The following is a 12,835-nucleotide window of genomic DNA, read 5'->3' on the forward strand; positions in this document are numbered from 1 at the left end:
CGGGCGCTTGCCGCTTGGCTGTCGATCGTCGTCTACTGAAAGGCGACCTCGGCGAGCGTTCTGAGCTTGCGCGAGTGCAGGCGCTCCCGTTCCTGCGACTTGAGCTTTTCAATCGCCTTGAGACCGATTTCGAGATGCTGCCCGACGCGCTGGCGATAGAAATCGCCGGCCATGCCGGCAAGCTTGAGCTCGCCGTGCAGGGGTTTGTCGGACACGCAGAGCAGTGTCCCGTAAGGGACGCGGAAGCGGAAACCATTGGCGGCAATCGCCGCCGACTCCATATCGAGCGCAATGGCCCGTGACAGCGACAGGCGGCGAAGCACGGCGGCGTGATCGCCAAGCTCCCAGTTGCGATTGTCGACGCTCGCCACCGTTCCGGTCCGCATGACGCGCTTCAACTCATAGCCGGTCAGGCCCGTGACCTCGCCGACGGACTGTTCGAGCGCCACCTGCATCTCGGCCAGCGCCGGAACGGGAACCCACAGCGGCAACTCCTCGTCGAGCACATGATCTTCCCGCACATAACCGTGCGCCAGCACGTAGTCGCCGAGCTTCTGGCTGTTGCGCAATCCTGCACAGTGGCCGAGCATCAGCCAGGCATGCGGTCGCAGCACCGCGACGTGGTCGGTGATGTTGCGCGCGTTCGAAGGACCCGTGCCGATATTGATCATCGTGATCCCGCGATGATCGGGCGCAACGAAATGAAACGCCGGCATTTGCGGCATGCGCTCCAGAGGAGCGCCGCCGCCAGGGCGCATCTTCGTCGTGATCAGATTGCCCGGTTCAACGAACGCTTCATAGTCTGTGTCGCCCGCCGCCAGCCGCTCGCGACAGATGCGGGCGAACGCATCCACATAGAACTGGTAATTCGTGAAGATCACGAAGTTCTGGAAATGGTCGGGGTCAGTGCCCGTATAGTGGTAGAGCCGATGCAGTGAATAATCGACGCGGGATGCCCGGAACATCGCCAGCGGCTGCGGCGCGCCGGCCGGCAGCCGCAATGTGCCGTCGACGATCGCGTCGTCGATGGTGGCCAGGTCGGGTGTATCGAAAACGTCGCGCAGCGGGCGATCGAACTGCGGGACGCCGCCGCCGGCAAGCGCCGCCTCGATATTGATATTGGATCGATAGGCAAAGTGGATCGGGATGGGTTCGTTGGACTGCCCGATCTCCACCGGCAGGCCGTGATTGGTGATCAGGAGGTCGATCTGCTCGGTCAGATAGTCGCGAAACAGATCGGGCCGTGTCACCGCGGTTTCATGAATGCCGGGACCGAAAACGAAGCCGTATGCGAGGCGTGAGTCGACGCGGGCGTGCGTATCCGTCGCAATGCGCACGAAAGGGTAGGTGGCGCGCACGCGCCCACCGAGCGGCTCGCCACCGGCATACGCTTCAAAACGGGATCTGAGAAAGCCGACGTTACGCTCGTAGATCTCTTCGAGCCTTGCGACCGCGGCCGCTGCATCTGTGAAGGCCTCGGTTTCGATCGGTTTCGGTGACAGGACCTTGTCGGCGACGGAGGGGCGAGGTGTCATCGGCATAAGCCGAGGTTTCTCCTGTGTCACCGCGAAGTCAAGGCCGCTGTGCGCAGCGGATGCGGAATGAATGCTACGTTATTTCGTCACCGGCGCGCGCGGTGACCAAACATTTCTCCATTATGATCATTCGATGATTATTCGCGGCTTTGTTCACGCTCCGCCCATGTGGCGGAGCGAAAGCAGAACCGGCGCGCAGGCTGCGCCGGGCCCGACCGCGCCCACGCATTCTCCCTCTTTGTATGGCAGGATGGCCGGAGATCACTTTCGAGCGCCGGGGGCAACGCATGAACCGGAGACATCTGCTTGAATTCATCGCAGCCGTGTTCAGTCAGGCCTCCTGGCCGTTGACGTCGGCGCAGGCGTCGTCGCGATCCTCGCGCGTTCGACCATCGGATCCATCCTGGCCGTCGGCGGCGGATTGGCAGCAGCTCGATCGCGCGACCGCAGGACAATTGATCAGGCTGCAGTCGCCGTTCGACGCGTGCGCCACCGATCCGTCCGGGCAGGCCTGCGCGGACCTCTTCAGGCGGCTGAAGAATCCGTACTTTCTTGGCGACGATGCCGCGCTGACGCAGACCCTCGGCTGGGTCGGCGCCTGGACGTCGAGGCCGAGCGTGTATGCGGTGAATGCGCATCGCACCGACGACGTTGTCGCGGCGGTGAACTTCGCGCGCGAGCACAATCTTCGGCTCGTCGTCAAAGGCGGCGGGCACAGCTATCAGGGCACGTCCTGCTCCGCCGACTCGCTTCTGATCTGGACGCGAAAGATGAACGCGATCGTGTTGGACGATGCGTTCGTCGGCGCGGGGTGCGCCGGCCGCGTCGCGCCGCTGCCCGCGGTCACGATCGGTGCCGGCGCGATGTGGGGACAGGTTTACGACGCGGTCACGACGAAGGGCGGCCGCTACGTGCAGGGAGGCGGCTGTCTGACAGTCGGCGTGGCAGGTCTGATCCAGAGCGGCGGGTTCGGCAGCTTCAGCAAGGCGTATGGATTGGCTGCTGCAAGCCTGCTTGAAGCCGAGATCGTGACGGCGAACGGCGAAGTGCGAATGGCCAATGCATGCACGAACCCGGATCTGTTCTGGGCGATCAAGGGCGGTGGCGGTGGCAGTTTTGGCGTGGTGACGCGGCTGACGTTGCGAACGCATGATCTGCCGGATGTCTTCGGTGCCGTGTTCCTGTCGGTTCGCGCGGAGTCGGAGACGGCTTTTCGGCGGCTGATCGAAAGGACGATCGAATTCTACCGGAGCGCGCTTTTCAATCCGCACTGGGGTGAGCAGATCACCTTTCGACCCGGCCATGTCATGTCGGTCGCCATGGTGTTTCAAGGGCTCACGCAGCAACAGGCGCAGGTGACCTGGCAGCCGTTGTTCGCATGGCTCGAAGCATCGCCACGGGACTTCACCATCATCGAGGCACCGCAGGTCATGGCGCTTCCCGCCGGCCGGCTCTGGGATGTCGACACGCTGAAGCAGGTGCCGGGACTGGTGCTTGCCGACGATCGTGCGCATGCGCCGGCGACCAACGTGTTCTGGGCCAGCAATCTGGGGGAGGCCGGGCGGGTGCTGCACAGCTATCAGTCGGCCTGGCTGCCGGCCGCGCTGCTCGCCGACGATCGCCGCGGCGACCTTGTCGATGCGCTGGTTGCCGGCGCGAAACACTGGAGCCTCTCGCTGCACATCAACAAGGGCCTCGCCGGTGCGCCGAAGGCCGTGATCGATGCGGCGAAAGACACGCCGATGAACGGCGCGATGCGCGATGCCTTTGCGCTGGTGATCTGCGCTGCGCAACAGCAACCCGCGTATCCCGGCATCACCGGCCGCGAGCCCGATCCGGCACTCGCGCGCCGTCACGCACAGGCGGTCGAGGACGCAATGCGGGAGCTGCGCAGGCTGGCGCCGGACGCCGGATCGTATGTGTCCGAGAGCGACTTCTTCGAGAAGGACTGGCAGCGATCGTTCTGGGGCGAGCACTATCCGCGGCTGCTGGTGACGAAGGACGTTTACGATCCCGACGGCCTGTTCATCGTGCATCACGGCGTCGGCAGCGAGCGCTGGAGCAGTGATGGGTTTACGAGGGTGACCTAGCTGGCGTGATGAAATCAGGTTCGGTGTCGATCACACTCTGCGTCACTCGGAGCGGCATGCGTCCCCGAACGATCGGATGCGCGGAGATCAAGCCAGCCCCAGGCCGCCATCGACGGCGACAACCTGGCCCGTGATCCATTGCGAGCCGGGGCCTGCGAGCTGGACGATCCATTGTGCGATGTCGTCGGGAACGCCGCGCCGGCCGAGCGGGATCCGTGCGCGCTCCTCTTCCTCGACGGCTTCTGCCATGTCCGCGGACAGCCCCATCATTCCGGTCAAGGCGCCGGATTCCGTCGGGCCGGCTGCGACCGCATTCACCCTTATTCCGAGCTGCGCGAGCTCGAGCGCCCAGCAGCGGGTCAGGTGCTCGAGCGCCGCCTTGCTGGCGGCATAGTGGGATAGTCCCGCGGCCGGCCGGTGACCGAAAGTCGAGGAGATGTTGACGATGGTGCCCTGCGTCGCTTTCAGGTGCGGAAGGGCGGCTCGGGCCAGCAGGGTTGGGCCGACCACGTTGACGGAAAAGATGTCTGCGATCCGATCGGCCGTTGCATCCGATAACGGAAGGATGGCTCCTGCGCCGGCGTTGTTGACGAGCGTGTCCAGCCGGCCCCATTTGCCGACCGCCTCGGCAATGGTCCGCTCGGCGTCTTCGGCGGAGGCGGTATCCGCAATCAAGCCCGCGATATTCTTATGCTCCGCCATGGTTTGCTCGAGAGGGCCGGCGCGGCGGCCGGTGATGAGCACCTTGTCGCCCTGGTCGGCGAAACGGAGCGCGGCGGCCCGGCCGATGCCGGAGCTTCCGCCCGTTATGATCACGACTTTCTCGTTCTGCATGTTCATTCGAATGTGTTGCGCCGTTCGAAGTCGTCCAAGCGAGCGTAAACCAGCGTGGCGGCTTCGACGGCTGAGTGGCTGGGAAGAATGAACCAGGACGTGCACCATGAGTGCGCGCCCTGGTTCGGGTTCAATCCAACAAGCGATCAGTAGTCCCAGAAGACCGGCACCCAGCGAAAGGCGTCGCCTTCGACGGCCACGCGGCCGACGGACGGGAACGGCAGGTGGGTTGCCACCAGCATCTCGCCGGTCTCGGCCAGCTCCCGCAGAAGACGGATGCGAACGCGGGCCGCCTCCTCGGGGTCGTGTTCGAAGCCGTTGAACCATTCGGGCTGCTCGAACCCGACCGCGAACACGGCGTCGCCGGCGAACGTCAGCGCGTCGCCGCCTGACGCCACGCGAACCACGCTGTGCCCGGGCGTGTGACCGCCGGTGCGACGGGCGACGACGCCCGGCGCAACTTCGTGCTGCTCATCGAACTGCCGGAGCTGACTGCCGAACTCCTTCACGAACCGCTTGGCGGTCGCCCGGAGCGCGTCGGGAAATCCCTGCGGCATGTCGGTGTGGGAGAAATCGGGCGCCTCCCAGAATTTCACCTCGGCGGCCGCCACGTGGATCCGCAGGTCCTTGCGCAGCCGCTCCTTCACACCGTCGACGAGCAGCCCGCCGATGTGGTCCATGTGCAAGTGGGTCAGCACCAGGTCGGTCACGGACGCGAGATCGATGCCGGCAGCTTCCAGTCGCCTGATCAACTGCCCGGCCCGCGGCAAGTTCAGGTTCGGGTCGGACCCCAGTCCGGCGTCGATGAGGATCTTCTTGTCGCCGCTTTGGACCATGACCGCATTCAGCGCCCAGTCGAAAGCGTCGGACGGCAGGAACATGTCGTCCAGCCAGGCCGCCCGCTCGGCCGGCGCGGCGTTGTGGGCCAACATCTTGGTTGGCAGCGGCAGCACGCCGTCGCTGACGATCAGCACGTCGATGTCGCCGACCCGTACCGCATAGCGCGACGGAACGAGTTCTTCGGGTTTCTGAGCGACGTGTGCAATATCCAGGCTCATGTTTGTCTCCTGTTGAGTGTTGCGGACCACGTGATTCATCTTTCAGTTCTCCTCGCTGGTTGATTCTGAGTGACCGCGCTTGTCGCGGACGAAGGACGGTTTGTTGCTGGTGTGGTGATCAGAGATCGGTGACACGCTCGGGATCGGCCGATGCCAGGGCAGCGGCACGCTCGGCCTTCGGCGGATAGATCCACACGGTGTTGATCTCCTGCTTGGTCTTCTTCGCGACGTCGCCGACCATCTCCACCTTGCGCTCCCAGCCGCGCGTGAACAGTGCGCCGGCATCGCCGAGGTCGAGACAGGTCACGTAGGCCTTCTGGTGGTAGGGTCTTGTCGCAACTCCGAGCAGCTCCGCAGCCGCGTTGTTGCCGGCGAAGGCGCCCATCCGTGTGGCGTGCTGACACGACATCAGCGAGTAGTTGCCGATATCATCGCAGGCGGCGCGAGCGGCGTCGCCGGTCGCGAAGACGCCGTCGACGCCCGGGACGCGCAGATCGCGGTCGACCAGCAGCCGGCCGAAATTGTCGCGCTCGGCTGGAATCTGCGTGGTCAATGGCGCGGCGCGAATGCCCGCCGCCCAGATCACCGTCTCGGTTTCGATGTGCTCGCCATTCGAGAGCGTGACGCCGGTTTTGTCGAGCGAGGCCACACCGGCGCCGAGACGCGTTTCCACGCCAAGCTTGTGCATGGCATCCTCGATGATCGGGCGGGGACCTGCGCCCATGTCGGGCGCTATCGCGCTGTTGCGGTCGACGATGATGACGCGGGTCTTGGCGTCCTTGCCGAAGATCTCGCGAAGCCGCGCCGGCATTTCGGTGGCCGCCTCGATGCCGGTGAAACCGCCGCCGGCAACGACAATCGTGTCGCGCCCGTTGGCGGCGGGCCGCTTGGCGAGGCCATGCAGGTGCTTGTCGAGGGCAATCGCATCGTCGAGCTGGTCGACGCTGAAGCTGTGCTCGGCAAGACCGGGAATGTTCGGACGAAACAGCCGGCTGCCGGTGGCCACGACCAGGCGGTCGTAAGACAGCGTCTTCCGCGCGCCTTTGCCGGTCGTGATCTGCACGGTGCGGGATTTGGTGTCGACCGTCTCGGCGCTGCCTTGCACATAGGTCACGTCGACGGCCTTGAGCACATCGAGGAGTGGCGCGGTGAGGGTTTCGGGATGCGGCTCATACAGCCGGGGGCGAACCACCAGCGTCGGTTCAGGCGAGACCAGCGCGATCTCGAGTCTGCCGGCGTCGACGCCGTGGATTTCGCGCAAGCGCGCAGCGGAAAGGGCGGCATACATGCCGGCGAAGCCGGCGCCGATAATGACTAGTCGCATGTGATATTCTCCTCTTGTTGGGTCTTCTCGGGTACAGACGCGTTGCGACCGCCGCTGCCGGATTGCGGCAAGCCTTGTTGCGGGCAGCAACAGCGCAAGTTGGTAAAATGAACTCGCCGGTTCTCAGGGAGCGATGCAGCCGGGCGGTGACCAGCTCGGCTGCCAGCTCTGGCGAGAAACGATCGGCTGCGCAGACCTGCGGTCCCATTCGTGAGAGGGATCGCGCGAGCTATCCCTGGTCATGATTGACAACTTCAGATGCGCAAGTTGTGCGGGAGGCGTCGAAATTTTCATCTCTTCTCCCGCCGCAGAGGTGAAGCGGACGACCAGCGAAAGTCCGTACACCAGGGCGGTCACGAGGCCCCTTCGTGGTGACGGGATTGCCAGCCGGCCGACGAAGTTCTTTCCGACCATCATTTGTCTCCGTCCGTTCGACATGGTGATGGTCTAAATGATCAGGTCTGCCGCTGCGCCAGAGCGATTGCGGTCCTTGTAGAGCGATTGCTGCTAACGCCGGCGCGCCGCCAAGTCGCTGAAAATTGCCAGGATGGCCCGGCCGCTCATGTGCCTTCCGCGGATCACGGCCGCAGGTGTGGATCACACTATCTTTAAGGATAGTGGACGTGCGCACATGTCCAATATATCTCCGTCAGCTCCAGAGCGATGCGGCTTGCTTGCGGGGCGCCATCGTGGCGGCCGAAGCGTCGTATAAACTACTTAAAGGTCGCATAAACTATGAGTAAGTCGACCACGCGCGATCCGCTGCAGGAGACTCCGTCCACCGCGTCCGAGACGCGGCAAAGCAACGTGCCGGATGCCGAGGGGCGTCCCGATGTGGAGATGGCACGCGTGCTTGGGACCACACCTTTTCACATGGCTTTGGATTCCTCCGGTGCGGGGATAGCGCACTGGAAGCATGAGCCATTGCACGACGTCGTCGCGCCGATGGCCCATCACGTCATCATGGCCTACAACGGCTCGGTGCAGCGCATGGAGCGGCGGTCAGGAAAGTCTGTCTCGATTGGCACGTTTCGTCCTGGAGTGGTGATCATCATTCCGGAAGGATCAAGCTCCCGATGGGATATTCCGAAACCCGTCGACGTCGTTCAGCTCTACCTCCCTCGCACAACGATCGAGCGGGTTGCCCGGGAAACAGACACGGGCACATCGGCCGAACTTCTGGAGCGAACAGCCTATCCTGACCCCATTACCTCCCGGCTGCTCGTGAGCGCGGCGGACGTTCTGGATGGCAACGAGGCCCTGGATGCGCTCTTCAGGCAGCAGCTGACGGATCTCCTGGCCACCCGGCTCCTGGCTGCGCACACTGGCTCGCCGCCCGCCATCCAGCCCGCCATGGGTGGGCTGTCGCCGAAGGTTCTACTCCGTGCCATCGAACGCTTGCGCGCGGACAGCGTCGCCGACGTCTCTCTCTCGGCGCTGGCTTCGGATGCCGGCCTGTCGCACTTCCACTTCTGTCGTGCCTTCAAGCAAAGCACGGGACTCTCACCTCATGCCTGGTTGCGCCAGCATCGCCTTGAGCAGGCCATGAACATGCTGCGCGACACTGACGAGTCGATCGTCTCGATCGCCGCAGCGCTCGGCTATTCCTCGCAAACGGCGTTCGCCGCGGCGTTCAGGAAGCTGACCGGACAAACGCCTGGCGACTGGCGGCGCAAGCGTTGATTTGCGAGTTCAGGGTCCTGGGGCGCATATTCATAAATTCGACATGTCCGCGACGAATGACATACCGCCGCGCCGCAAATGCGCCGAACAAATCCAATTGAAGTGTCCCTGAACGGACGAAGTCATTGACCATGAGTTGCGGGCCAATCCTGCGTGACATCTCGCAGCCGCCTCAGTCTTCCGAGGCGACTCAGCACCCTCTGCCGAACGGTGAGCCCCGTTCCGCCGATCTCGAAATGGCGCGCGTGCTGAAGACCGCGCCGGTCAGAATGGCCTCAGATCCGGACAGCGGAGCCATCGCTCACTGGAGACATGGCGCCCTGCATGATGTCGTCGAGCCCATGGTGGACCACGTTATCATGACGTATCCAACCGGCGCGCAGCGGCTGGAGCGGCGCAACGGAAAATCAGTCGCGATTGGAACGGCACGCGCCGGGGTGGTAACGATTATTCCGGCCGGCTCAAGCGCGCGCTGGGACATTCGCGGGCCCGTCAATGTCGTTCAGCTTTACCTTCCCCGCAGGACGCTCGAGCGCGTAGCCGACGAAGCCGGCAGATCGGCAGCGGAGCTGCTGGAGCGGACGGGGCATCCCGATCCCGTCACATCCGGTCTCCTCATGAGCGCATCGGATGCGATTGAAGGCAGCGCGACGCTGGATGCGCTGTTCAGGCACCAGCTCAATGATCTTCTTGCCACCCGCCTCCTGGCCGCGCATGCCGGCGCGCCTGCCGCGTTTCAGCCGAGCCTGGGAGGCCTTTCGCCAAATGCGCTGCGCCGCGCGATCGAGCGTCTGCATTCGAACGACGATACGGACGTCTCCCTCGCCGCATTGGCTTCAGATGCCGGCTTATCGCGCTTCCACTTCTGCCGCGCCTTCAAGGAGAGCACCGGGCTTTCGCCGCATGCCTGGCTGCGACAGCACCGGCTCGAGAAGGCCATGAAGCTGCTGCGCGACACCGACCACTCGGTCGCCGCGATCGCCGCGGCGTTTGGCTACGCCTCCCAGACCGCCTTCGCTGCGGCCTTCAGGAAGCTGACCGGCGAAACTCCGAGCGACTGGCGGAGGCGCATGCGTTAGCCGCAATCGCTCGATAGCCGCCGCAATCGCGCTCGCGCAGCGGCCGGCGTGACCAGCTAGACCACGATCATCATCTCCATGCCAACTGACGGAGACAGATGATGATCAGCAGGAACTTCATCGCCCGGGCAATCGCGCCACGAAGGCGCCTCATGACCGCCGTCGTGTACGGACTTTCTCTGGCGGTCCGCTTCACATCAGCGGCGGAAGAAGCGCCGCAATCCGCACAGCGCGCGCACCCGCCGATTTCGATCATGACCAGCGACAGCTCCCGCCTTCCGTATCAGCACGGGGGCGCCAATTCTGCGCAGCCGATCTTCTTTCGTCGTGGCTGGCCGAAGGCGGGTGATTCAGTATCCCAGAGCGCCAGAGTCTAGATCGCCAACGTTGCGGGGTACTTTCGCGGGCATGACGGTAGGGGCTCAGCTTAAAGTCATCACGACGAAATGAGATATGTGACGTCGATGCGAGCTAAGTGCTGGGGAGCGGCGTTTCGGTGGATGTGGCCCGACGGCGGACGTACACAAGGAGGGCGGCGTGGAAAAGCACCGCGACTGCAAGCCCGATGACGTGATCGCGTGCGTTCACGGTCGGGTCGTGCGACAGCACCCACAAGGTCCAAATCGTGAGCGGAAAGAACAGGACAACGGCGCTGCCGAGGCCGGGGTTGTAGCGGCGTAAAAGAGCGGAGGCGGCGACGTGCGTCAGCGCGTTGACGAGCATGAGGTAGACAGCGATGAGCCCGAGGCCGAGCTCGACAAAACGCGCCAGGTATAGCGCAGCGAGGTTGACGCCCCACACGCCCGCAATGTTGACCCAGACGACCGCTGTGGTCGTCAGCGCCTCACGCCCGTGGCCGATCTGCTGGTTGACGAAGCGGCGAAATCGATCGCCTGCGTGCTCCTCCACCTGGTGCAGCATGTAGACGGGTCCGTGCAGATAGATGAGAAGCAGCGCGAGGCTCCAGTTCGCCGCGAGCAGCGGCACCAGAGCCAGCAGAAACAGGCCGGCGATGAGGCCGGCATACATCCAGTTGGCGAACAGCCATGTGCGGATGGGGGAGATCATTGCGACAGCTCCGGGCGGCAGGCGTTGTTGCATATGATCTGTTCGCTTCGATTGGTTATGAAACCGTTCGATCGGTAACGCGTTTTATCGACGTGACCATCGATGCGATGGACTTTCTTAAATAAGTGCATACTGGCCCGCCTCGCTCCCCGCCCGGCGGGCGCTTTTTTGCCGGGGAACAAATCCTTCGCTCGCCGCATTACGGTCCGTGGTTTTTCGGCTCTTGCCCCGGCCAAACCGCTCTGAGCGACCTCGGATTCCATCCTTGGGGATTGCGACGCGGCGCCGATGTGCGTGAATCGGATCGCAGCGTACCGGGAGGATACCGATGCCAGGCCCGCTCGTCGTCATCACCGGGGCAACCCGCGGCATCGGTCACGCGCTCGCATCGAAGTTCTCACAAGCCGGCCACGCGCTGCTGCTCGTGTCGCGCCATGCCGCTCCCGATGGCGATTTTCCCGACTGTCTGCACGCCGTTGCCGATGTCGCCGATTACAAGGCAATGAGCCTCGCCATTCAGCGCGCGGAGGAGGCGTACGGACCGGTCGAGTGCCTCGTGAACAATGCAGGGTTCTTGAAGGTCGCGCCGCTGCAGGCGCGCGATGCCGGCGAGATGTCCTACGAGGTCGACGTTCTGCTCAAGGGCGTGCTGTACGGCGTGCGCCTGGTGCTCCCGGGCATGATCGAACGCAAACGCGGCACGATCATCAACATCAGCTCGATCGGCGATCGCACACCCGGACCTGACGGGGAGGTGTATCACGCCTGCAAGGCCGCGGTCCGCTCGCTGTCGCTCACGCTGCACAAGAGCCAGGCGCCGCACAATGTCCGCGTCGTCAACGTGGCGCCGGGCCTCGTGAAGACGGACATCCACGAGGAGATGGGCATCTCGTTCGAGGAGTACAGCAAGCTGCTCGGCAATCCGACCTTCATCGAAGCGGCGGAGCTGGCAGACATCATCTTCTACTGCTGGCACCTGCCGCAACGGATCTGCGTTCGCGATCTCGTCGTCATGCCGACGGATTGCGCATTCGGATAGCGCAAGGCGTGTCGCAAACCGGACGAAGTCGCGCTCTCAAGCTCGCCCGGCCACGTCAGGGCTGGAACAATCCTGCGGTCCCGGCGGTTCCTGAGTCGGTTCGACAGGAGGAGCAGCCGTTGCTGCTGGCGACGTTTCATGCGTCGGCGCACATCAACCGGGGCACGGTCGCGGCAACGCGCAGCCCGTGAACCGGGGACCTCCAAAGGAGTGATGCCATGCAGGACGATCAGGACTTGCGCGAGGACCAGGACGACCGGCGGAATGCGATGACGACCGGGGTCATCGTTTCAGTGCTGGCCATCTTCGGGGTGGTCGCACTGACCATGTGGTACGGCGGCTGGTTCGGCGGAGCGGAGAGCGGAGGCTCAGCGTCGGCGCCCACTGCCAGTCAGACTGCACCGGCACCGTCCGGCTCCGTTGGCCAGGCGCCGCAGAATCCGGGACCGCCCCAGACCAATCGCTGAGCCCGGCGCAGGGATCAGGCGTGCGGCCTCCGATGGAGGGGCCACCCATCTGTTTTACTTGATCCGTGTTCGCTCTGCGTCCTCGCGGCTCGCGCGAGCGATGATTGGCGTTTCCAGCGGTTGTCGACGCGGTGCCCGCCATGCGACAGTGGCGCAGGTCAGCGCTATCCATGAGGGCAGTCGTGAGCGAGCGGAAGTCCGGTTCGGCTTTTCAGGCCATTCGGGCGATCGACTACACCGTCATCTTCGTGCGCGATATGGCGGCGATGCGCCGCTTCTATGAAGACATCCTCCGCTTTCCGCTGTTGCGGGAGCTTTCGCCCGGGTGGATCGAGTACCGGATCGGCGAGAACACCCTGGCGCTGGCGAGGCCAAGCCTGACGGCTGCAGATGCGCCGACGCCCGCCGGCAGCGCCGCGCTTCAGCTTGCCTTCAAGGTTTCCGCAGCGGAGGTCGATCAGTGCGCCGACGAGCTCGCGCAGCAGGGCGCGAGTGTGCTCTCGCCGCCCACCGACCGGCCTTTCGGACACCGCACGCTGTTCTTCCGTGATCCGGATGGAAATCTGCTGGAGGTGTTCGCCGAGATCTAGTGTCGTGGATCAGAAATTCGCACCATCGTCGCCGCGAGTCCATCGTGCGAATTTCTGATCCATAAACG

Annotated in this window: 12 protein-coding genes; 7 read left to right on the forward strand and 5 right to left on the reverse strand. The window is 64.1% G+C overall.

Annotated elements, in window-relative coordinates; translation table 11 throughout:
* Positions 1 to 32 precede the first annotated feature (32 nt).
* Entirely contained in the window at positions 33 to 1,535 is a 1,503-nt protein-coding gene (locus RCO31_RS17430) for an AMP nucleosidase (RefSeq protein WP_308969712.1), read from the reverse strand.
* A gap of 287 nt (positions 1,536 to 1,822) precedes the next feature.
* Here RCO31_RS17430 and RCO31_RS17435 point away from each other — a divergent pair, with 287 nt between their 5' ends.
* Entirely contained in the window at positions 1,823 to 3,625 is a 1,803-nt protein-coding gene (locus RCO31_RS17435) for an FAD-binding oxidoreductase (protein ID WP_308969693.1), read from the forward strand.
* 87 nt (positions 3,626 to 3,712) lie between these two features.
* Here RCO31_RS17435 and RCO31_RS17440 read toward each other — a convergent pair whose 3' ends face one another.
* The 3 genes from RCO31_RS17440 to RCO31_RS17450 form a co-directional block, all read right to left on the reverse strand.
* A complete protein-coding gene (locus RCO31_RS17440) occupies positions 3,713 to 4,441 on the reverse strand; it encodes an SDR family oxidoreductase (protein WP_308969694.1) in 729 nt (242 codons plus the stop codon).
* A 164-nt stretch (positions 4,442 to 4,605) separates the two neighbouring features.
* Positions 4,606 to 5,556, reverse strand: a complete 951-nt coding sequence (locus RCO31_RS17445; RefSeq protein WP_308969695.1) for an MBL fold metallo-hydrolase — start codon at positions 5,554 to 5,556, stop codon at positions 4,606 to 4,608.
* A gap of 79 nt (positions 5,557 to 5,635) precedes the next feature.
* Entirely contained in the window at positions 5,636 to 6,841 is a 1,206-nt protein-coding gene (locus RCO31_RS17450) for an NAD(P)/FAD-dependent oxidoreductase (RefSeq protein ID WP_308969696.1), read from the reverse strand.
* Positions 6,842 to 7,576: 735 nt separating this feature from the next.
* Here RCO31_RS17450 and RCO31_RS17455 point away from each other — a divergent pair.
* The 3 genes from RCO31_RS17455 (at position 7,577) to RCO31_RS17465 (ending at position 9,980) form a co-directional block, all read left to right on the forward strand.
* A complete protein-coding gene (locus tag RCO31_RS17455; protein ID WP_308969697.1) occupies positions 7,577 to 8,524 on the forward strand; it encodes an AraC family transcriptional regulator in 948 nt (315 codons plus the stop codon).
* A 131-nt stretch (positions 8,525 to 8,655) separates the two neighbouring features.
* Complete coding sequence (locus RCO31_RS17460; RefSeq protein WP_308969698.1) at positions 8,656 to 9,603, forward strand: AraC family transcriptional regulator; 948 nt, start codon at positions 8,656 to 8,658, stop codon at positions 9,601 to 9,603.
* A gap of 152 nt (positions 9,604 to 9,755) precedes the next feature.
* A complete protein-coding gene (locus tag RCO31_RS17465) occupies positions 9,756 to 9,980 on the forward strand; it encodes a hypothetical protein (protein WP_308969699.1) in 225 nt (74 codons plus the stop codon).
* 94 nt (positions 9,981 to 10,074) lie between these two features.
* Here RCO31_RS17465 and RCO31_RS17470 read toward each other — a convergent pair whose 3' ends face one another.
* On the reverse strand, positions 10,075 to 10,671 hold the full coding sequence (locus RCO31_RS17470) for an HXXEE domain-containing protein (protein WP_308969700.1): 597 nt from the start codon (positions 10,669 to 10,671) through the stop codon (positions 10,075 to 10,077).
* A gap of 328 nt (positions 10,672 to 10,999) precedes the next feature.
* Between RCO31_RS17470 and RCO31_RS17475 the strand changes: the two genes are divergently transcribed.
* From RCO31_RS17475 to RCO31_RS17485, 3 genes are all read left to right on the forward strand, one after another.
* On the forward strand, positions 11,000 to 11,710 hold the full coding sequence (locus RCO31_RS17475) for an SDR family oxidoreductase (RefSeq protein WP_308969701.1): 711 nt from the start codon (positions 11,000 to 11,002) through the stop codon (positions 11,708 to 11,710).
* A gap of 218 nt (positions 11,711 to 11,928) precedes the next feature.
* Positions 11,929 to 12,177: a hypothetical protein gene (locus tag RCO31_RS17480; protein ID WP_308969702.1), complete on the forward strand. Its 249-nt coding sequence runs from the start codon at positions 11,929 to 11,931 to the stop codon at positions 12,175 to 12,177.
* A gap of 182 nt (positions 12,178 to 12,359) precedes the next feature.
* Positions 12,360 to 12,767, forward strand: a complete 408-nt coding sequence (locus tag RCO31_RS17485; protein ID WP_374991496.1) for a VOC family protein — start codon at positions 12,360 to 12,362, stop codon at positions 12,765 to 12,767.
* Positions 12,768 to 12,835: the final 68 nt, after the last annotated feature.

The sequence above is a fragment of the Bradyrhizobium sp. LHD-71 genome, from assembly GCF_031157255.1.
Taxonomy (GTDB): Bacteria; Pseudomonadota; Alphaproteobacteria; order Rhizobiales; family Xanthobacteraceae; genus P52-10.